This window comes from Pseudomonas sp. B12(2026) (assembly GCF_057767015.1).
On record NZ_CM173430.1, the window covers coordinates 5,781,699 to 5,801,751 of the forward strand.

Genomic DNA, 20,053 nt, shown 5'->3' on the forward strand with positions numbered 1-20,053 from the left:
GCGGCGCAGTATACCGCAAAGGTCACCCCGGGGTGCACCCGCCATGACCGTCCGTCCCGATTCCGCCGTTTCCCGCTGGCGGAGTGCGCAGGCATCCGGAAAAGCTTGCCTCAGCTCAAGATCGTCCAGGCCCAGAAGCTCAGACTCTTCCTTCACGTCCCTGCCCGGATGGGGCAGGCCCCTCACCCTTCAAGGAGCGAGTGCAATGTCCATGACCCTGCCCACGACCATGAAAGCCGCCGTCGTCCACGCCTTTGGCGAGCCGCTGCGGATCGAGGAAGTCAACGTCCCGCTGCCCGGCCCCGGGCAGGTCCTGGTGAAGATCGAGGCCTCCGGCGTCTGTCACACCGACCTGCACGCCGCCGAGGGCGACTGGCCGGTGAAGCCGAGCCTGCCGTTCATCCCCGGCCATGAAGGCGTCGGTTTCGTCGCCGCGGTCGGCGCCGGCGTCACCCGCGTCAAGGAAGGCGACCGCGTCGGCGTGCCCTGGCTGTACACCGCCTGCGGCTGCTGTGAACACTGCCTGACCGGCTGGGAAACCCTCTGCGAACACCAGCAGAACACCGGCTATTCGGTGAACGGCGGCTACGCCGAATATGTGCTGGCCGACCCGAACTTTGTCGGCATCCTGCCGAAAAATGTCGGCTTCACCGAGATCGCGCCGATCCTCTGCGCGGGCGTCACCGTGTACAAGGGCCTGAAGGAAACCGGCGCGCGCCCCGGCCAGTGGGTGGCGATCTCCGGCATCGGCGGCCTCGGCCACGTCGCCGTGCAGTACGCCAGGGCCATGGGCCTGCACGTGGTGGCGGTCGATGTGGACGACGCCAAGCTGGAACTGGCCCGGCGCCTGGGCGCCAGCCTGACCGTCAACGCGCGCCAGGAGGACCCGGTGGCGGTGGTGCAGCGCGATATCGGCGGCGCCCACGGCGTGCTGGTCACCGCGGTGTCCAACAGCGCCTTCGGCCAGGGCATCGGCATGGCCCGCCGCGGCGGCAGCGTGTCGCTGGTCGGCCTGCCGCCGGGCGACTTCCCCACGCCGATCTTCGACGTGGTGCTCAAGGGCCTGCACATCACCGGCTCCATCGTCGGCACCCGCGCCGACCTGCAGGAAGCCCTGGACTTCGCCGGCGAGGGCCTGGTGAAGGCCACCGTCAGCGCCGGCAAGCTGGACGACATCAATGCCATCCTCGACAGGATGCGCGCCGGGCAGATCGAAGGGCGGATCGTGGTCGAGATGTAAGCCCATCGCGCGGGACAGCCCTTGTCCCGCGCCTCACCTCACCCGTAGGAGCGGACCTTGTCCGCGATACAGCCGACAGACCGGAGTTGAGGCAATTCGCGGACAAGGTCCGCTCCTACAAAAGCGTGCGCCCCCGGATTCATCCGCGATCCGCATCGTCAGGCCGGAGCCAGGGCAATTCGCGGACAAGGTCCGCTCCTGCGAGAGCCATGTCCCCGCCCTGTCAGAACTCCACGGTGGTCGAAAACTCGAACTGCCGCGGTTCGCCCACGGCGACGTAGAGGTTGTTCGCCGCCGACGGGTAGTAGGTGCGGTCGAAGAGGTTCTTCACGTTGAACTGGAAACCGACCTTATGTCCGCCCAGTTTGGTGTCGTAGCTGGCGAAGGCATCGGCCACGGTGTAGGACGGCAGCTCGAAGGAGTTGGCCGGGTCGCCGGCACGCTTACCCACGTAGCGGGCGCCGCCGCCCAGGCGCAGGTCGTCGCCGCCCAGCAGTGAACCGGCGTCGTACACCGCCGCCAGCGAGGCGGTTTCCCTGGCCACGTTCTGCAGGCGGTTGCCCTCCAGTTCCGGGTCCTCGGTCACTTCCGCGTCCAGCCAGGCGTAGCTGCCGAGCAGGCTCCAGCGTTCGCTGAGCTGGCCGGTGAGGTCCAGCTCGGCGCCATAGGAGCGCACCTTGCCGGCGGTGCTGACGCGGCTGTCACCGTTGGCGTCGAGCTGGGTGACCATCACGTTGCGCTTGCGGATGTCGAAGAACGCCAGGTTGGCGGTGACGCGGCCGGGGATGTCGAGCTTGCCGCCGATTTCCCAGGACGACGCCTCTTCCGGCTGGATCGCCGAGTCGATCACCTCGCCCGAGGAGAGCGGCGCGATGGTGGAGTTGGGCTTGAACGACCGGGTGTAGCTGCCGTACAGCGAGACCTCGTCGTTGACCTTGTAGACCAGGCCCGCGCGCGGCACCCACTTCTGTCCGTTGATGTCGGTGTTGGCCTTGAACGGCCGGCCGCGCCCGGCGTACTGGTCGTACATCTGGTAGCGGCCGCCGGCGACCAGGATCCAGTGCTCGTCCAGGTGCCAGGAGTCCTGCAGGAACAGCGAGTCGCTACGCAGCTTGTCGGTCTGGTCGCTGTCGCCGGGGCTGACGTTGGTAGCGGGGGAAATCTGCCCGTAGACCGGGTCGCGGTAATCGAAGGTGGTGCTCCTGGTGTCGCGGATCAGGTCGGCGCGGTAGATCTTGCGCTTCTCGCTGTCGATGCCGACCACCAGTTCGTGGCGAAAGCCGCCCAGTTGCAGGTCGCCGTTCAGGCTGGCGGTGGCGAAGCTGTCGCTGCTCACCGCGCCGTGGGTGCCGTCGACGCGGCGGGTGACGGTGCCGTTGCTGTTGACCTTGGTGACCCGCGCCTGGTTGTCGTCGTAGGTCTCGCGCGTCCAGCCGTAGGCGAAGTGTGCCGTCCAGGCGTCGTCGAGGCGGTGCTCGATGTCCAGGCGGCTCAGGTCGGAACGGCCTTCGGTGATGTTGAACGGCTCGTCCAGCCGGCGGGTGCGCGGGATATCCAGCGGCTTGTTGGTGCGCGGGTCGATGGCGGTGCCGCGGTCGAACGGCGTCTTGAACTCGCGGTGCTCGTAGCTCAGGTTGACCGTGGTGTCCTCGCCGAACCAGGCCAGCGAGGGGGCCACCAGGGTCTCGCGCTGCTGGCCGAAGTTGCGCCAGTAGTTCTCGTCCTGGTGATCGACGATCAGCCGGTAGGCCAGGTTGCTCTCGCCCAGCGGGCCGGTGGTGTCGATCTGCGCGCCGCTGCCCTGCTTGCCGTGGGCGAAGGTCGAGCCGCGCAACGTCACGGCGTTGTACTGCTGCAGCTGTGGCTTCCTGCTCACCACGTTGACCACGCCGCCCGGGTCCTGGATGCCATAGAGCAGCGAGGCCGGGCCCTTGAGCACTTCGACGTGGTCGGCGGTGGCGGTGAGGTTGCGGCCCAGCACCGAAGGCAGCCCGTCGCGCATGATCGAGCCGTCGCGGTTGTCGCCGAAGCCGCGCTTCATGACCGCATCCTGGGTGCCGCCGAGGGTGTTGGCCTGGGTCACGCCGCTGACGTTGCCGAGGACGTCGTCGAGGTTGCGCGGCTTCTGGTCGCGCAGCGCCTGCCCCGGGACGGTGACAATGCTCTGCGGGGTTTCCAGCACCGGCGTGTCGGTGCGGCCGATGGAGGCCACCGGCGCCGGCTGGTAGCTGTCGGACGCGGTCTCGCCGACGACGGTGGTGTCGCTCAGGCTCAGGGTATCGGCGGGCGCGCGCTCCAGGGTCAGGGTGTGGCCGTCCAGGACGCGGAAGCGGTAGCCGGAGCCGGCGAGCAGACGGTTCAGCGCGTCATTGGCGCTCAGCTGGCCGGTCACCAGCGGAGCCTCGAGGTCATAGGGCGCCTCGTCGGTGTAGACCACGCCGAGGCCGGTCACCCGGCTGAATTCGCTGAGCGCCTGGGGCAGGGGCTGGGCGGCGATGGCGAAGCTGAAGCGCGCCTGCAGCGCGGCGCCGGCGGCAGCGTCTGCGGCCCATGCGGCCCATGCGGCCGGAGCCTGGGCGGCGGCCAGCGCGGCACCGAGCACCAAGGCGGCAAGCGGTTTCAGGGACAGTTCGGGGACAGCGCGGCAAAGCGGGATCATCGGAGGCTCTCTTGCTCGAAAGGTCGTTTTCCACATGCGAATAAATCGCATTAATGACCACTACACGGAGCAGCCGCAGGAGTACCTCACCGCCTTTTCGAAATTTTTTCCCTCGTTCAGCGAATCAGCAGGAAACGCCCGAGCAGCGGTTGCTGGCGAAAACCGACCACGGCCTGCAACGCATCCAGCGCCGCCTGCGGGTCGGCGCTGCGGAAACTGCCGCTGACCCGGCGCTTTGCCAGTTCGCCATCGAGCAACACGATACGGCCCGGGTAGTAGGTGCCCAGGCGCTCCAGTACGTCGCCCAGGGGCTCGCGGTAGAAGGTCAGCCATCCCTGGCGCCAGGCCAGGGCGGCCTGGGCGTCAGCAGGCTGGATATCGCCCAGCTTCGCGCCATCGATGCTGACCCGCTCGCCCGCACCGAGCACCACTTCCGGCAGGCCCACGGCGTGGCTGGCGCGCACCGAGACGCGGCCTTCGGCGACGGTGACGCGGGTCCGCTCACCCAGGCGGCGCACTTCGAATTCGGTACCCAGCACCCGCGCCTCGCCTTCTCCGGCGCGCACCACGAAGGGCCTGGACAGATGCTTCACGGCGAAGGACGCGGCGCCGCGCAGCAGCTCGACCCGGCGCTGTTCGCCAGCGAGCGACACGGCGACGGCGCTGTCGGCATCGAGGGTCAGGCGCGAACCGTCGGCCAGGGTGATCTCGCGCACCTCGCCCGGCGCGCTGACGTAATCGGCGGACAGGTCGGTGAACCCGTTGCCCGGCTTCCACCAGCCGCCGGCCCAGAGCATCAGCAGCAGGCAGGCGGCGCTGGCCAGCGGGTAGGCCCAGCGCCGGTGATTGCGCTGGGCGCGGCGCGGCGCAGGGCACTCCATCGCGGTCAGGTAGGCGTTCAGAACAGCGCCCTCCTCCGTCGCCAGCCGTTGCGCAGGGGCAGCGCTGGCCTGCCAGAGCGCGTCGGCCTCGGCATAGGCGCGAGCATGCTGCGGATCGGCCGCCAGCCAGGCCTGGAAAGCCCCCAGCCAGGCTTCGCCGCCACCATCCTGCAGGCGCAGCAGCCACTGGCGCGCCTGGCGCCGGGCATCCTCTGGCGAGGTGGCGATTTCGGGCTTCATCGGTCGGCGGCTCCACGGCGATCGGTCGGCGCAGCGGGCGTCAGGCTCGCCTTGCAGGCATCGAGGGCGCGCATCATATGTTTTTCCACCGCGCTCCGGGAAAGCCCCATGGCCGTGGCGATCTCGCCATAGGTGCGGCCATGCACGCGGCTGAGCAGGAAGATGTGGCGGGTACGTCCGGGCAACTGGCGCAAGGCGTCTTCTATGCGCGCCAGTTCGGCGCCGGCCTGCACCGCCTGCTCCGGCGAAGGTTGCGCGCCGTCGTCATCGTGCAGCAGCGCGCTCAGGGTGCGGCCGCGGGCGTCTTCGCCGCGCAGGTGGTCGATGGCCAGGTTGCGGGCGCTGCGCAGCAGGTAGCTGCCGAGCTCCTCCACCGGGGCCTGCGGGCGCTTCCAGAAGCGCAGGAACAGGTCCTGCACCAGGTCCGCCGCCGTGGCGCGACAACCGACGCGGCGTTGCACCAGGGCTTCCATGCGCGGGCGCTGGGACAGGAATACCCGCAGGAAATCCTCGCGCGGCAGCGAATCGGCGGGCGCCGGGGCGTCCGCGGCGCAGGATTCGGCCGGTCGGTCGGAATGGGACATCGGGGATTGGCGCTCGCCAGTGGTCCGCGCCGGAGCCTGCGCGAGGGGAAGACCCTGGAAAGCCGCAAATGATAATGCTTATCAAATAAATCCAACAACCCCCGATCGTCCGCCGCCTCAGGGCGTCTCGTCCAGCCCCAGCCCGCCTTCCAGCTTGCGCCACAGCAGGCGGATCTGCGCCTTGCGCACCAGGGCGCAGCGGTACAGGCGGATTTCCTGCGGCACGACCCAGTGCGGGCCGCCGCACACCGCCAACTCGCCGCGCGCCAGTTCCGCCTCCATGCTCAGGCGCGGCACCCAGGCCACGCCCATGCCCTGCAGGGCCATGCTCTTCAGGCTGTCGGCCATCGCCGTTTCATAGACGGTGGTGTAGCGCAGGTTGCGCTGGCGCAGCAGCAGGTTCACCGCGCGGCCGAGGAAGGCGCCGGCGCTGTAGGCCAGCAGCGGCACGCTCTGGCCGCTGTCCAGGTCGTAGAGCGGCAGCCCGGCGGAGTTCACCGCGCACACCGGGAGCATCTCGGTGCGGCCCAGGTGCAGCGAGGGGAAGACTTCCGGGTCCATCTGCAAGGCGGCGTCGGGATCGTAGAAGGCCAGCATCAGGTCGCAGCCGCCTTCGCGCAGCAGGTGCACCGCCTCGCCGACGTTGGTCGCCACCAGGCGGCTGGCGATGTTCAGGCCCTCCGAGCGCAGGCGCGCGATCCACGCCGGGAAGAAGCCCAGCGCCAGCGAGTGGGCGGCGGCGAACTGCAGCACCTCGCCCTGCCCGCCCTCCAGGTGGTGCAGGTGGCGCACCACCTGGCCGAGCTGCTCGACCACCGCCCGCGCGGTGACCAGGAACAGCTGCCCGGCCTCGGTCAGCTCGATGGGGGTGCGCTGGCGGTTCACCAGGGTCAGGCCCAGGGCATCCTCCAGGCTGCGGATGCGCCGGCTGAACGCCGGCTGGGTGACGAAGCGCTTCTCCGCCGCCTGGGAAAAGCTGCGGGTGGCGGCCAGGGTGCTGAAATCTTCCAGCCATTTGGTTTCGAGGTTCACGTCAACTCCAGCGGCGACATGCTGATCGATAGGTCAGGAGCCGGGCGCGCGTAACACAGGCGCACGCTCGCCGTCATCCATTCGTCACAGCCTACATTATGCCGTTTGTGCATGAGGCAGCTTTTAACAGCATTGGCCGACGAAAGGCGAAAACCCTAGTCTACCGGGCATCGCGGCACTGGCCGTGTTCTTCCGAGACAACCCACGTCATGTCCCCTGTTGCATCGTTCCGCATCGAGAAAGACCTCCTCGGCACCCTCGAAGTCCCCTCTGACGCCTACTACGGCATCCAGACCCTGCGCGCCATGAACAACTTCCACCTTTCGGGCGTGCCGCTGTCGCACTACCCGAAACTGGTGATTGGCCTGGCGATGGTCAAGCAGGCGGCAGCCGATGCCAACCACAAGCTCGGCCACCTGTCGGACGAGAAGCACGCCGCCATCAGCGAGGCCTGTGCCCGCCTGATCCGTGGCGACTTCCACGACCAGTTCGTGGTGGACATGATCCAGGGCGGCGCCGGCACCTCGACCAACATGAACGCGAACGAAGTCATCGCGAACATCGCGCTCGAAGCCATGGGCCACGCCAAGGGTGAGTACAAGTACCTGCACCCGAACAACGACGTGAACATGGCGCAGTCGACCAACGACGCCTACCCGACCGCCATCCGCGTGGGCCTGCTGCTCGGCCACGACACCCTGCTGGCCAGCCTCGACAGCCTGATCCAGGCCTTCGCCGCCAAGAGCGTCGAGTTCGCCAGCGTGCTGAAGATGGGCCGTACCCAGCTGCAGGACGCGGTGCCGATGACCCTCGGCCAGGAATTCCATGCCTTCGCCACCACCCTGAGCGAAGACCTCGACCGCCTGCGTCGCCTGGCGCCGGAGCTGCTGACCGAAGTGAACCTCGGCGGCACCGCCATCGGCACCGGCATCAACGCCGACCCCGGCTACCAGAAGCTCGCCGTCGAGCGCCTGGCGGCCATCAGCGGCCAGCCGGTCGTCCCGGCCGCCGACCTGATCGAAGCCACCTCCGACATGGGCGCCTTCGTGCTGTTCTCCGGCATGCTCAAGCGCACCGCGGTCAAGCTGTCGAAGATCTGCAACGACCTGCGCCTGCTCTCCAGCGGCCCGCGCACCGGCATCAACGAGATCAACCTGCCGCCGCGCCAGCCGGGCAGCTCGATCATGCCGGGCAAGGTCAACCCGGTGATCCCGGAGGCCGTGAACATGTGCGCCTTCGAAATCATGGGCAACGACCTGGCGCTGACCATCGCTGCCGAAGGCGGCCAGCTGCAGCTGAACGTGATGGAGCCGCTGATCGCCTACAAGGTCCTCGACTCGATCCGCCTGCTCCAGCGCGCCATGGACATGCTGCGCGAGCACTGCATCACCGGCATCACCGCCAACGTCGAGCACTGCCACAAGCTGGTGGAGCACAGCATCGGCCTGGTGACCGCGCTGAACCCCTACATCGGCTACGAGAACTCCACCCGTATCGCCAAGACCGCGCTGGAAACCGGCCGCGGCGTCCTGGAGCTGGTACGCGAGGAGAAGCTGCTGGACGAAGCCACCCTGGCCGACATCCTGAAGCCGGAAAACATGATCGCCCCGCGCCTGATTCCGCTGCGCGCCTGATCACCCGCCCGGCGCGAGCCGGGCACGTCTCACCGGTTGAGGGGGAGTACTCCTTCCTCACCTTTCAGGGATTGGTTACCCCCGGTCCCTTCTTTTACACCCGGCGCCGCGGGTTTACCCGAGGCGCCATGTCTCACCGGTTGAGGGGGCTCCCGGCCCACTCTCCATTCGAAGGGACACCGCTTACCCGGTGTCCCTTTTTTTTGCCTGTGATCCGGGGCCCAGCGAAAAGCATCGCGGACGGAGCTTGACCACTTCAGCCCGCTCCTACGCAGGGAGCAGGTTTCGCAGGAGCGGACCTCGTCCGCGATCAGCCGTGGTTCGCGGTATGAACCGGCCTGAAATAGACGCGCGGGGGCTCAATCCTGCCGCTGCAGGTGATCGAGAATCCGGCGGTTGAGGGCGGCGATACGCTGCACGGCGTCCGCCTCGTCGCACTCCTGGTCCTGATCCTGCGCGCCGAGCTGGCGGGCGCAGAGGTTGAGCGCGGAGAGCACCATCAATTCATTGCTGGTGACGTAGGGGAATTTCTTCTTGCTGGCGGCGATCTCCGCCTGCAGCAGCGCGGCCGCATCCTGCAGCCGGCGCTCTTCACCGGCCGGCGCCCGGACGCTGTACTCGCGTCCGAGGATGCGCAGGACGCGGACACCGTCGCCGCTCATGCGTGGGCGCGGCTGTCGCTGACGCGGCGGATCAGCGCCTGCAGGCGGGTGGCGGTGGCGTTGTGCTTCTCTTCCTGCTCCATGAGGGACAGTTGCAGGCTGTCGTTTTCCTCGCGGGCCTTGAGCAGCTCCTCGCGCACGGCGGCGTTGTCCTGCACCAGCACTTCGTTCTGCTGCAGCAGTTCGGCGACCAGCTGTTCAAGTTGTTCGAGGGTGGAATCGAGCATGGGAGCCTCCGCAAAGCCGTTCAAAGGGTGCGGAGGATAAAGAAAGGGGCGCCTCGGGGCCAGCGAAAACGGCGATCTTCGGATGAGCCGTATGCTGTCAATTCAATGGCTTAGAGATTCTTTCTCTTGTTGTTTCAATAGTTTCCGGCGCCATCGGCGATTTCGACCGGAAAATCGCGGACAAGGTCCGCTCCTACAGGAGGCTCCGTGCGTAGGAGCGGACCTTGTCCGCGACCGGTATCCGTCGATTCTATGGTCAGACGCGGATGACGCCTTCCTCGCGCAGCAGCTTGAAGATCGCCTCGGCGCCGGCCTCGGGCGACAGGTCCTTGAGCACCTGCCCGGTGCCGCCGGAAGCCTTGGCGGTGGCGGCCTTCATCCGTTCGGCGCCGGTCTTGGCCTTGATCACCTTCAGGCGCTTGGGACGCGGGCGCGCGGGTTGCAGGTTGCCCTCGGCGAGCAGCGGATCGTCCACCACTTCCACATCGTGGGCTTCCAGATAGCCGCGCCGCGCCGGGCCGAAGGCGCTTTGCCGGGCCACCGGCGCGGCGTTGTCGACGCTGGCGACGAAGGGCAGACGCACCTTCAGCCGGCGCCGCTGGCCGCGCGGCAAGGCCTGCAGCACCTGGGCGCTGCCGTTCTCCACCTTCTCCACTTCCGCCAGCCCGACCACCAGCGGCCAGCCGAGGCGCTCGGCGAGCAGGAAGGGCAGCATGCCGGAGCCTTCGCCGGTTTCCGCCTGGGTGCCGGTGAGCACCAGTTGCGCGTCGCTGTCCGCCAGGTAGGCGGCCAACGGCGGCAGGGCGTCGGCGCCGGCGGGCTGTTCCAGCACCGACAGCTCGTCCAGGCCCATGCCCAGGTAGCCGCGCAGCGCTTCTTCCCCGGCGTCGCCGGCATGCACCACGTGCAGGCGCTTGCCGGCCAGGCGCAGGCCGAGCTCCACCGCGCGGGCATCCTGCTCGGCACGGCGCGCGCGGCCGGAGGCCGGATGGGCGCCGATGGAGACCAGGGTGACGATGTTCAGGTCGTTCATGGCGAAACCTCGAAATGCGAGCGGCGCCGTGCGTCGCCCACGGAAAGATGGTTCAGGGCCTTACGCCGCATCGCGCGCCGCTCCATTGCGATGGGCGTCGGCCAGCGCGATCAGCGCCTTGAGGATCGCGGCGGAATCGCCGATCACCGAGAGGTCGGCGCGCTTGATCATGTCGCAGCCCGGATCCATGTTGATCGCCACCACCTTGTCGCAGGAGCCGATGCCCTGCAGGTGCTGGATCGCCCCGGAAATGCCCACGGCGAGATAGACCCGCGCGGTGACCCAGGTGCCGGTGGCGCCGACCTGGCGGGCGCGCGGCATGTGGCCGTCGTCCACCGCCACGCGGGAGGCGCCTTCGGTGGCGCCGAGGGCGACGGCGGCGCGGTGGAACAGCTCCCAGTCCTTCACGCCGTTGCCGCCGGAGAGGATGAACTCCGCCTCGGCCATGGGAATCCGTGCCGGGTCCACGGCCACCGGGCCGAGGTCCTCGATGCGCGGGAGATTGCGTGCGACGCTGCTTTCCAGCTCGACGGCGCGGGCTTCATGACGGGTCTCGCTGACCGGCTCGGCGCACTCGGCGGCGGCCAGGATCAGGCGTGGCAGGTCGCGGTGCAGGTCCTGCCGGCCGGCGCCGGCGCGGCCGACGCAGCGCTCGCCCTCGGCCTGCCAGACGCGGGTCGCCGGGCGTTCGCCGAGGCTCGCGGCCAGCCGGCGGCCGAGCTCGCCGCCACCGCTGCGGCTATCCGGCAGCAGCCAGTGGCGCGGGGCGAACTGGCTGTTCGCCGAGCGCAGCGCCAGCACCCGCTGTTCCGGGGCGTAGCCGTCGTATTCGTTGCCTTCGATGCGCAGCAGGCGGTCGACGCCGGCGGTGTCGAAGGTGGTTTCCTTGTGTTCGCCGAACACCACGGCCAGCACCGCGCCGTCGCTGCCGGCCAGCTTGCGGGCCAGGCCCAGCAGGTCGCGATCGTGGCTGGAGAGGCGGCCGCCGACCATGTCCGGCACCACGGCGATGAGGAAGGCCGGCTGCTCGATCGTCACCAGCGGCAGCTGCACCACCTCCGGCGCGCTGCTGCGCTTGCCGCCGGTGCCCTGCTGGCTGCCGGAGCGGTCGATGCGCTTGACGCCGTTCGGCCCGATGAAGCCAACCGCGTGGGGGTTCTTGCGGATCACGCCGTTGGGGCCCATCCAGCGGCTCTCGCCGCCCTGGGCCGATTGCATGGCCGCGTGCAGCGGATGCAGGCGGTTGCGGGCGATCCACTCGGCGCGTGGGTCGCGGCGGATGATGTCGCTCATGACTGGGCCTCCGACGTGAGGGGCGTTTTTGCAGGACCGAGGGGGACGCCTTCGTCATTGCTCGCGAACAAACCCAGCTCAGGAGTGGCGAGGTTCGCGAGCAAGCTCGCTCCTACAGGTACAGGTTCAGGTCTGTGCAACGGGATCATCAATGCACCTCCGCCGCTTCTTCACGGCGCGCCAGCGAGGGCTTTTTTGCCGGCACCTCGGTGGCCTCGATGAGGACCTCGGCGACCAGTTCGGCGATGTCCTTGATCTCCGGACGCGGCGCGACCACGCCTTCGAGCATCGCGGTGCACTGCGGGCAGCCGACGGCCACCAGCTCGGCGCCGGTTTCCCTGATGTCGGCCATGCGCATGTCGGGGATCCGCTGCTTGCCGGGGATGTCGGTGATCGGCGCGCCGCCGCCACCGCCGCAGCAGCGCGAGCGGAAGCCGGAGCGGGCCATTTCCCTGACTTCGATGCCGATGGCCTTGAGCACGTTGCGCGGCGCTTCGTACTCGCCGTTGTAGCGGCCGAGGTAGCACGGGTCGTGGTAGGTCACGCTGTCGGCCTTGCTCTGGCCGAGGTTCAGCGCGCCGCCCTGCACCAGTTCGTCGATGAAGGTGCTGTGGTGCAGCACCTGGTAGTCGCCGCCCAGCGCGCCGTATTCGTTCTTCAGCACGTGGAAGCTGTGCGGGTCGCAGCTGACGATGCGCTTGAAGCGGTATTTGGCCAGGGTGGCGATGTTGCGTTTGGCCAGGGTCTGGAAGGTGGCTTCGTCGCCCAGGCGGCGGGCCACGTCGCCGCTGTCGCGCTCTTCCAGGCCGAGCACGGCGAAGTCGACGTGGGCGGCCTTGAGGATCTTCACGAAGGCACGCAGGGTGCGCTGGTTGCGCATGTCGAAGGCGCCGTCGCCGACCCAGAACAGCACGTCGGTCTGCTGCTTGTCGGCCAGCAGCGGCAGGTTCAGGTCCGCCGCCCAGTTCAGCCGGCCGCCGGGGGCGAAGCCGCCGGGGTTGTCGGTGGCGATGAGATTCTCCAGCACCTCGGCGCCCTTGTTCGGGGTCGCGCCCTTTTCCAGGGTGAGGTGGCGGCGCATGTCGACGATGGCGTCGACGTGCTCGATCATCATCGGGCATTCCTCGACGCAGGCGCGGCAGGTGGTGCAGGACCAGAGGGTCTCGGCGTCCACCAGGGCCTTGCCGTCCAGCGCGACGATGGGCTGGTGCGGGCCGCCGCTGTGTTCGCCGAGCGGTTTGCCCGGGTACGGGCTGCCGGCGAACTTGGCGTCATTGCCACCGGCGAGGCCGATGACCATGTCCTGGATGAGCTTCTTCGGGTTCAGCGGCTGGCCGGCGGCGAAGGCCGGGCACATGGCCTCGCACTTGCCGCACTGCACGCAGGCGTCGAAGCCGAGCAGCTGGTTCCAGGTGAAATCGGTGGGTTTCTCCACGCCCAGCGGCGCCATCGGGTCTTCCAGGTCCAGGGGCTTCAAGCCAGTGGAACGGCCACCGCCGAAGCGCTCGGCGCGGCGGTGCCAGGCCAGGTGCAGGGCGCCGGCGAAGGCGTGCTTCATCGGCCCGCCCCAGGTCATGCCGAAGAACAGCTCGGACACGCCCCAGGCCACGCCGACGGCGAGGATCGCGGCGAGGAACCAGCCACCGAAACCTTCCGGCAGGATGCCCGCCACCGGCAGGGTGGCGATGAAGAAGCTCGCCGAGAACATCAGCAGGCTCTTCGGCAGGCGCATCCACGGGCCTTTCGACAGGCGCGGCGGCGGGTCGAGGCGGCGCTTGGCGACGAACAGCGCGCCGCAGAACATCAGCGCGGTGGCGGCCAGCAGGGCGAAACCGAGGATGCGGCTGTGCAGGCCGAAACCGTGCACGAGGATCGCCAGCAGCGCGGCGAGGACGAAGCCACCGGCGGTGGCCACGTGGGTCTTCGACATGTACTTGTCGCGCTCGACCACGTGGTGCAGGTCCACCAGGTAGCGGCGCGGCATCTTCAGCAGGCCGCCGATCCAGTCGACCTGGGCCGGTCGCCCGCGGCGCCACATCGCGAAGCGCTTCACGGCGCCCAGGGCGGCCAGTGCCACGGCGGAGAAAAGGAGGATAGGAAGCAGTGTGCTCAACATGGATAACCACCTTGGCCGCAGCTGCAAGCGACAAGCCTCAAGCTGCAAGCAAGAGCCAAATCCCGCTCCGGCTCTTGCTTGCGGCTTACAGCTTGCAGCTTGGCGCTGCTCTTAAAAGTCCTTGCACAGCCTCAGGGCGTCATAGATCGCCGCATGGGTGTTGCGCTGGGCCACGCAGTCGCCGATGCGGAACAGCAGGTAGCCATCCCCCGGCTCGCTCAGGCACGGCTGCGGCTGGATCGCGAACAGCGCCTCGACATCGATCTGGCCCTTGTTGCGCGAGCCTTGCTTGAGCGCGTAGTAGAGGCTCTCGTCCGGCCGCACGCCGTTCTCGACGACGATCTGGTCGACCACCCGCTCCTCTTTCGCGCCGGTGTATTCGTTCTCCAGCACCGCCACCAGCTTGTCGCCCTCGCGGTAGACCTTCTCCAGCATCAGGTCGCCGGTCATGATCACTTCCTTGGGGTACATGCTGCGGTAGTAGGTCGGGAAGGTGGTGCCGCCGATGGCCACGCCGGGCTTGATGTCGTCGGTGACGATCTCGACCTGGGCGCCCTTGTCGGCGAGGAAGTCGGCCACCGACATGCCGCTGAATTCGCAGATGGTGTCGTAGACCAGCACGTTTTTGCCCGGCGCGACCTTGCCGTCGAGCACGTCCCAGCTGCTGACCACAAGCCCTTCGGCGGCGCCCCAGTGTTCGTTCTGCTCCAGGAACGGGTGGCCGCCGTTGGCCAGCACCACCACGTCGGGGCGCAGGTCGAGGATGGTGTCGGCGTCCGCGCCGGTGCCCAGGCGCAGGTCGACGTTCAGCCGCGCCAGCTCCAGCTGGTACCAGCGGGTGATGCCGGCGATCTGGTCGCGCTGCGGGGCTTTCGAGGCGGTGGTGATCTGCCCGCCAAGCTGGTCCTTCTTCTCGAACAGGGTCACGTCGTGGCCACGCTCGGCGGCGACGCGCGCCGCTTCCATGCCGGCCGGGCCGCCACCGACGACCACGACCTTGCGCTTCACGCCGGTGGTCTTCTCGATGATGTGCGGCACGCCCATGTATTCACGGGAGGTGGCGGCGTTCTGGATGCACAGCACGTCCAGGCCCTGGTACTGGCGGTCGATGCAGTAGTTGGCGCCGACGCACTGCTTGATCTGGTCGACCTGGCCCATCTTGATCTTGGCGATCAGGTGCGGGTCGGCGATGTGCGCGCGGGTCATGCCGACCATGTCCACGTAGCCGCCTTCGAGGATGCGCGTGGCCTGGTTCGGGTCCTTGATGTTCTGCGCGTGCAGCACCGGCACGTTGACCACTTCCTTGATACCGGCGGCCAGGTGCAGGAAGGGCTCCGGCGGATAGGTCATGTTCGGGATGACGTTGGCCAGGGTGTTGTGGGTGTCGCAGCCTGAGCCGACCACGCCGATGAAATCGAGCATGCCGGTGTCGCTGTAGTACTTGGCGATCTGCTTCATGTCTTCATGGGTCAGGCCGTCCGGGTGGAACTCGTCGCCGCAGATGCGCATGCCGACGCAGAAGTCGTCGCCGACTTCCTTGCGCACCGCCTTGAGCACTTCCAGGCCGAACTTCATGCGGCCCTCGAAGGTGCCGCCCCATTCGTCGGTGCGCTTGTTGACGCGCGGGCTCCAGAACTGGTCGATCATGTGCTGGTGCACGGCGGACAGCTCGACGCCGTCCAGGCCGCCCGCCTTTGCGCGTCTGGCAGCTTGTGCGTAGTTGCCAATGACACGCCAAATTTCTTCTTCCTCGATGGTCTTGCAGGTGGCGCGGTGCACCGGCTCGCGGATACCCGACGGCGACATCAGGGTCGGCCAGTGCTCACCGTCCCAGCGCGAGCGGCGGCCCATGTGGGTAATCTGGATCATGATCTTGGCCCCATGCTTGTGCATGGCGTCGGCCAGGTTCTGGAAGTGCGGGATGATGCGGTCGGTGGACAGGTTCACCGACTTCCACCAGCCCTGCGGGCTGTCGATGGCGACCACCGAGGAGCCGCCGCAGATGGCCAGGCCGATGCCGCCCTTGGCCTTCTCCTCGTAGTACTTCACGTAGCGCTCGGTGGTCATGCCGCCGTCGGTGGCGTAGACCTCGGCGTGGGCGGTGGAGAGCACGCGGTTGCGGATGGTCAGCTTGCCGATCTGGATCGGCTGGAACATTGCCTCGAAAGCCATTGCGGCATCCTCACGGGATCAGAGGTTTCTTGTTGTGGTGGCAGCCCGCTCGGGCCGCGTTTGCCGATGTTCGGGTCAGAGGGGCTTGACGACGAACAGGCCGTCGTCGTGGCCGTCCTCGGCGCCGCTGTAGACCTGCTCGGCGACGGTGCGGATGCTGCTGCCGCGCGCTTGGAGAATCTGGTCCATGGCCCCGGCGAACCAGCCGGTGAACATGTAGTCGACCTTGCGGTTGACCTTGCCGTAGACGTAGACGAAGGCCGAGTGCTTCAGGCGCACCTGGGCGGTGCCCGCATCGAGGTCGATCTGCTCGATCTGGAACAGGCCCCAGCCGCGCTGGGACAGGCGCTTCATGTAGTGCTCGAAGACCTCCACGCCGACCAGGCCGTGGCACTCGGCTTCCTTCTCGCACCAGTGCCAGGCGGACTTGTAGCCGGCCTTGTAGAGGATTTCGGCGTAGCGCTCGGCGCCCAGTTCCTCCTCGATGCCCATGTGGTTGTTGACGAAGAAATGCCGCGGCACGTAGAGCATCGGCAGGGCGTCGGTGGTCCAGACGCCGGTTTCGCTGTCGACTTCGATGGGCAGTTCGGGGGCGTGGGTGGACATGTGGGTAACTCCAGAATCAAGTCAGATGTAGGGTGGATGGCGCTTTATCCATCCACCGGAAAGGTCGATCACCGCGCGGGGGCCGGTGGATGAAAAGAGCGTCATCCACCCTACGGCCGGCAGCCCTCACCCCGGCCCTCTTCCCAGAGGGAGAGGGGGAAAGTGGATTACTCGCCCCAGACTTCGCCGAGGATGCGTACCCAGTTCTCGCCCATGACCTTGCGCACCACGCGCTCGGGCATGCCGCGCTTGAGCAGCGTCTCGGTGAGGTTGGGGAACTCGCCCACGGTGCGGATGCCCAGCGGGTTGACGATCTTGCCGAAGCTGGTCAGGCGGCGGGCGTAGCCCTTGTCGTGGGTCAGCCACTCGAAGAAGTCCTGGCCGTGGCCCTGGGTGAAGTCGGTGCCGATACCGATGGCGTCCTCGCCGACGATGTTCATCACGTACTCGATGGCCTCGGCGTAGTCGTCGATGGTCGAGTCGATGCCCTTGGCGAGGAACGGCGCGAACATGGTCACGCCGACGAAGCCGCCGTGGTCGGCGATGAACTTCAGCTCGGCGTCGGACTTGTTGCGCGGGTGCTCTTTCAGGCCCGAGGGCAGGCAGTGGGAATAGGTGACGGGCTTCTTCGACTCGAGGATGACTTCCTCGGAGGTCTTCGAGCCGACGTGGGACAGGTCGCACATGATGCCGACGCGGTTCATCTCCGCGACGATCTCGCGGCCGAAGCCGGAGAGGCCGCCGTCGCGCTCGTAGCAGCCGGTGCCGACCAGGTTCTGGGTGTTGTAGCACATCTGTACGATGCCCACGCCCAGCTGCTTGAAGATCTCCACATAGCCGAGCTGGTCCTCGAACGCATGGGCATTCTGGAAGCCCATGAGGATGCCGGTCTTGCCCTGTTCCTTGGCCCTGCGGATGTCGGCGGTGGTGCGCACCGGGATCACCAGGTCGCTGTTCTCGCGGATCAGCTTGTTGCTGGCGACGATGTTGTTCACCGTGGCCTGGAAGCCTTCCCACACCGAGACGGTGCAGTTGGCGGCGGTCAGGCCGCCCTTGCGCATGTCCTCGAACAGCTCGCGGTTCCACTTGGCGATGATCAGGCCATCGATGACGATGCTGTCGGCGTGAAGTTCGGCTGGGCTCATCTTGGCGTCTCTCTATATCAGGCAAGGCTTGTCGGGCGTGGTGCGCCGGGACTTGTGCCGACGCTTTGAGGCAGGATATCCCCGCCTCCGGGGGCGACCCGGTTCGAAAGCGACCAGGGTCGTACCGAAAGCGTCAACCTGGCGACATGGGCGACAGCGTTTGCGGCGCAGCGGGGGAAGCCGGGCAGGAAGTCGGGGATTACGGGAGCCGCCGCGCCCGCACCTGTAGGAGCTTGCTCGCGAACCTGCCTGGCCCGGCCCGGCCGGCGGATCGCGGAGAAGCTCCGCTCCTACAAAAGCGGTGCACCCTGTAGGAGAGACGGGGGCGCCTAGCCCTTGTCCGCGATGCTCTTACTCTTCGTAGGGTGGATAACGCGCAGCGTTATCCACCTTGATGGGTATCGCTTCGCTCCACGCCATCCTACGAAGAGCGATCCTTCAGCTCCGGCTCTGCCTGTCACACCGAAACATCCGGCGCGCGCAGAGTCCCGTCAGGAGGCCGAGTGGAGGTATTGCGCGAGAGGCGTAAAGGGCCAGGGACGGCCCTTGTACGCCGACCCTCGGAGCGATACCGGAAGGAGGGCAGTCTGAGCGCAGCGAAGACCCGGATGTCGGGACGGGTCCTTTTGGTTCCTTTTGGGACGCCAAAAGGGACTCGCCCGGGAGGGCGAAACAAAATCTCCCAGCACACGCCGAAGCGGCGCAGAAACACCGATCACAAAGAACGGTGGATAACGCAAAGTGTCATTCACCGTACGAAGAGCAAGAGCTTCTCCGCGATCCGCCGGCAGGACCGGCGCCAAGCGGGTTCGCGAGCAAGCTCGCTCCTACAGGAGAGCGGGCCGCGTCAGCGGCTTCAGCGCTTGCGCCAGCAGGCAAAGAGGTTCCACGCCACCAGGCCGGTGACGAAGGCGGAGCTGCTGTAGAAGAGCAGTGCGTCCACGCCGAATCCTCCGAAACGACGGCGCCCCGCGAAGGGGCGCCGGATGGGGCGGTTACTCGCCGGCGACCAGCCGGGCGTGGGCGGATTTCTCGCCCAGGTTGTTGAGCATCCGCTCGCTGTACCAGTCGAGGAAGTTGATCACGCCGAACTCGTAGGTCTTGGAGTACGGCCCCGGCTGGTAGGCGCTGGAGTTGATGCCGCGCTGGTTCTCTTCGGCCAGGCGGCGGTCCTGGTCGTTGGTGGCGTCCCAGACTTCGCGCAGGCGCTGCACGTCGTAGTCGACGCCCTCCACCGCGTCCTTGTGCACCAGCCACTTGGTGGTGACCACGGTTTCCTGCGCGCTGATCGGCCACACGGTGAAGACGATCATGTGGTCGCCCATGCAGTGGTTCCACGCATGCGGCAGGTGCAGGATGCGCATGGAGCCCAGGTCCGGGTTCTTGATCCGGCCCATCAGCTTCTTGCTGCCCTGCTTGCCGTCCATGGTCATGGACACGGTGCCGTCGAGCAGCGGCATGCGCACGATGCGGTTGCGCAGGCCGAAGCTGGCGTGGGCGTAGGGAATCTGCTCCTCGTCCCAGGCCTTGGTGCAGGCGGCGACCTGGTCCTTGAAGGCCTGGCTGGCGCGCGGATCGGTGACGTCGTCCCACTCCAGCAGGGTCTTGAGCAATTCCGGGTGCGAACCGTTGCAGTGGTAGCACTCGCGGTTGTTCTCGATCACCAGCTTCCAGTTGGCCGCCTCGCGGATCGTGGTCTGCACCGCGACCTTGGTGTTCTCCATGTCGTACGGCTCCATGTAGTGCTCGAGCGTACGCAGGAAGTCGTCGATGGCCGGCGGGTTCTCGGCCAGGGAGACGAAGATGTAGCCGCCGGCGGTCTTCACGTTCACCGGTTTCAGGCTGTAGTCCTTCATGTCGAAGTCGGCGCCCATCTCGGTGCCGGCGAACAGCAGGCGGCCGTCCAGCTCGTAGGTCCACTGGTGGTAGGGGCAGACCAGCTTGGCGACCTTGCCCTTGTCGCTGACGCACAGGCGCGAGCCACGGTGGCGGCAGACGTTGTGGAAGGCGTGGATCTGCCCCTCGGCGCCGCGCAGGACGATGATCGGGTTGTCGCCGATCTGCAGGGTGAGGAAGTTGCCCTTGGCGGGGATCTCGCAGGTCATGCCGGCGATCAGCCACTCCTTGTGGAAGATCTCCTGCATGTCGATCTGGAACAGGCGCTCGTCGCTGTAGAAGGGTTGTGGCAGCGAGAAGCTGTGGTCGCGGCTCTGCAGCATCTCGGCGGTGGCCTTGCGGGCCGGTTCCAGCGGATCGCCCAGACTCAGCGTAGTGGTGACGTCCATCGGTGGGTCCTCATGCCGCAGCCGTCGGGCTGCCGGCGGAAATTAAGTGGCTGATACGGTTTGCCACGCAGGGCGCAGATGCGACGGGTGCGAGGCGCGCCGAGAGCGCCGTTGCCCATCGTCCTCGTTCAACCACAATGGGTTGCTCGGCTGGGGCTGAGTGTGGCGCCGCGCCCCGGCAGGACCCTTATCCATGGGCGACACGACCGCATCCGTTTCCGACGCGCAAGCCCGCACCCCAGGT

At 67.4% G+C, this 20,053-nt stretch carries 15 protein-coding genes; 2 read left to right on the top strand and 13 right to left on the bottom strand.

Going from position 1 to position 20,053, the window contains the following annotated elements; genetic code table 11:
- Positions 1-211 precede the first annotated feature (211 nt).
- Positions 212-1,240 carry an alcohol dehydrogenase AdhP gene (gene adhP, locus AC3B6A_RS26850; RefSeq protein ID WP_488403729.1) on the top strand — a complete coding sequence of 343 codons (1,029 nt, stop codon included), beginning with the start codon at positions 212-214 and terminating at the stop codon, positions 1,238-1,240.
- 223 nt (positions 1,241-1,463) lie between these two features.
- Here the strand turns inward: adhP and AC3B6A_RS26855 are convergent, their stop codons facing one another.
- The 4 genes from AC3B6A_RS26855 to AC3B6A_RS26870 all read right to left on the bottom strand — a co-directional run bounded on the left by AC3B6A_RS26855 (position 1,464) and on the right by AC3B6A_RS26870 (position 6,636).
- The gene (locus tag AC3B6A_RS26855) at positions 1,464-3,899 is read right to left on the bottom strand and encodes a TonB-dependent siderophore receptor (RefSeq protein ID WP_488400128.1); all 2,436 of its coding nucleotides are present in this window, start codon (positions 3,897-3,899) and stop codon (positions 1,464-1,466) included.
- Positions 3,900-4,015: 116 nt separating this feature from the next.
- A complete protein-coding gene (locus tag AC3B6A_RS26860) occupies positions 4,016-5,020 on the bottom strand; it encodes a FecR family protein (RefSeq protein ID WP_488400129.1) in 1,005 nt (334 codons plus the stop codon).
- The gene (locus AC3B6A_RS26865; RefSeq protein ID WP_488400130.1) at positions 5,017-5,604 is read right to left on the bottom strand and encodes an RNA polymerase sigma factor; all 588 of its coding nucleotides are present in this window, start codon (positions 5,602-5,604) and stop codon (positions 5,017-5,019) included. The genes AC3B6A_RS26860 and AC3B6A_RS26865 overlap by 4 nt, the downstream gene beginning before the upstream one ends.
- Before the next feature lie 117 nt (positions 5,605-5,721).
- Entirely contained in the window at positions 5,722-6,636 is a 915-nt protein-coding gene (locus tag AC3B6A_RS26870; RefSeq protein ID WP_488400131.1) for a LysR substrate-binding domain-containing protein, read from the bottom strand.
- Positions 6,637-6,845: 209 nt separating this feature from the next.
- Here AC3B6A_RS26870 and AC3B6A_RS26875 point away from each other — a divergent pair, with 209 nt between their 5' ends.
- Entirely contained in the window at positions 6,846-8,270 is a 1,425-nt protein-coding gene (locus AC3B6A_RS26875; protein ID WP_488400132.1) for an aspartate ammonia-lyase, read from the top strand.
- A 359-nt stretch (positions 8,271-8,629) separates the two neighbouring features.
- Here AC3B6A_RS26875 and AC3B6A_RS26880 read toward each other — a convergent pair whose 3' ends face one another.
- The 9 genes from AC3B6A_RS26880 to gbca all read right to left on the bottom strand — a co-directional run bounded on the left by AC3B6A_RS26880 (position 8,630) and on the right by gbca (position 19,809).
- The gene (locus AC3B6A_RS26880) at positions 8,630-8,932 is read right to left on the bottom strand and encodes a cell division protein ZapA (protein WP_488400133.1); all 303 of its coding nucleotides are present in this window, start codon (positions 8,930-8,932) and stop codon (positions 8,630-8,632) included.
- Positions 8,929-9,159 (bottom strand): hypothetical protein, encoded by a 231-nt coding sequence (locus AC3B6A_RS26885; protein WP_138213642.1) that lies wholly within the window; start codon positions 9,157-9,159, stop codon positions 8,929-8,931. Before AC3B6A_RS26885 ends, AC3B6A_RS26880 begins: the two co-directional genes overlap by 4 nt.
- Positions 9,160-9,415: 256 nt before the next feature.
- The gene (etfB, locus tag AC3B6A_RS26890) at positions 9,416-10,192 is read right to left on the bottom strand and encodes an electron transfer flavoprotein subunit beta (RefSeq protein WP_488400134.1); all 777 of its coding nucleotides are present in this window, start codon (positions 10,190-10,192) and stop codon (positions 9,416-9,418) included.
- A 60-nt stretch (positions 10,193-10,252) separates the two neighbouring features.
- Positions 10,253-11,485, bottom strand: coding sequence for an electron transfer flavoprotein subunit alpha (gene etfA, locus AC3B6A_RS26895; protein WP_488400135.1), 1,233 nt, complete (start codon positions 11,483-11,485; stop codon positions 10,253-10,255).
- Between the two features lie 148 nt (positions 11,486-11,633).
- Positions 11,634-13,601: a dimethylglycine demethylation protein DgcB gene (gene dgcB, locus AC3B6A_RS26900; RefSeq protein ID WP_488400136.1), complete on the bottom strand. Its 1,968-nt coding sequence runs from the start codon at positions 13,599-13,601 to the stop codon at positions 11,634-11,636.
- A 111-nt stretch (positions 13,602-13,712) separates the two neighbouring features.
- Positions 13,713-15,773 (bottom strand): dimethylglycine demethylation protein DgcA, encoded by a 2,061-nt coding sequence (gene dgcA / locus AC3B6A_RS26905; RefSeq protein WP_488400137.1) that lies wholly within the window; start codon positions 15,771-15,773, stop codon positions 13,713-13,715.
- Positions 15,774-15,848: 75 nt separating this feature from the next.
- Positions 15,849-16,379 carry a DUF5943 domain-containing protein gene (locus AC3B6A_RS26910; RefSeq protein WP_488400138.1) on the bottom strand — a complete coding sequence of 177 codons (531 nt, stop codon included), beginning with the start codon at positions 16,377-16,379 and terminating at the stop codon, positions 15,849-15,851.
- A 167-nt stretch (positions 16,380-16,546) separates the two neighbouring features.
- Positions 16,547-17,524, bottom strand: a complete 978-nt coding sequence (locus AC3B6A_RS26915) for a dipeptidase (protein WP_488400139.1) — start codon at positions 17,522-17,524, stop codon at positions 16,547-16,549.
- Between the two features lie 995 nt (positions 17,525-18,519).
- Positions 18,520-19,809, bottom strand: a complete 1,290-nt coding sequence (gbca, locus tag AC3B6A_RS26920; RefSeq protein WP_488400140.1) for a glycine betaine monooxygenase oxygenase subunit — start codon at positions 19,807-19,809, stop codon at positions 18,520-18,522.
- Positions 19,810-20,053: the final 244 nt, after the last annotated feature.

Coding starts and splice junctions, on each gene's coding strand:
- adhP (WP_488403729.1), top strand. CDS start 212: ATGACCCTGCCCACGACCATGAAAGCCGCCGTCGTCCACGCCTTTGGC.
- AC3B6A_RS26855 (WP_488400128.1), bottom strand. CDS start 3,899: ATGATCCCGCTTTGCCGCGCTGTCCCCGAACTGTCCCTGAAACCGCTT.
- AC3B6A_RS26860 (WP_488400129.1), bottom strand. CDS start 5,020: ATGAAGCCCGAAATCGCCACCTCGCCAGAGGATGCCCGGCGCCAGGCG.
- AC3B6A_RS26865 (WP_488400130.1), bottom strand. CDS start 5,604: ATGTCCCATTCCGACCGACCGGCCGAATCCTGCGCCGCGGACGCCCCG.
- AC3B6A_RS26875 (WP_488400132.1), top strand. CDS start 6,846: ATGTCCCCTGTTGCATCGTTCCGCATCGAGAAAGACCTCCTCGGCACC.
- AC3B6A_RS26880 (WP_488400133.1), bottom strand. CDS start 8,932: ATGAGCGGCGACGGTGTCCGCGTCCTGCGCATCCTCGGACGCGAGTAC.
- AC3B6A_RS26885 (WP_138213642.1), bottom strand. CDS start 9,159: ATGCTCGATTCCACCCTCGAACAACTTGAACAGCTGGTCGCCGAACTG.
- etfB (WP_488400134.1), bottom strand. CDS start 10,192: ATGAACGACCTGAACATCGTCACCCTGGTCTCCATCGGCGCCCATCCG.
- etfA (WP_488400135.1), bottom strand. CDS start 11,485: ATGAGCGACATCATCCGCCGCGACCCACGCGCCGAGTGGATCGCCCGC.
- dgcB (WP_488400136.1), bottom strand. CDS start 13,601: ATGTTGAGCACACTGCTTCCTATCCTCCTTTTCTCCGCCGTGGCACTG.
- dgcA (WP_488400137.1), bottom strand. CDS start 15,773: ATGGCTTTCGAGGCAATGTTCCAGCCGATCCAGATCGGCAAGCTGACC.
- AC3B6A_RS26910 (WP_488400138.1), bottom strand. CDS start 16,379: ATGTCCACCCACGCCCCCGAACTGCCCATCGAAGTCGACAGCGAAACC.
- AC3B6A_RS26915 (WP_488400139.1), bottom strand. CDS start 17,524: ATGAGCCCAGCCGAACTTCACGCCGACAGCATCGTCATCGATGGCCTG.
- gbca (WP_488400140.1), bottom strand. CDS start 19,809: ATGGACGTCACCACTACGCTGAGTCTGGGCGATCCGCTGGAACCGGCC.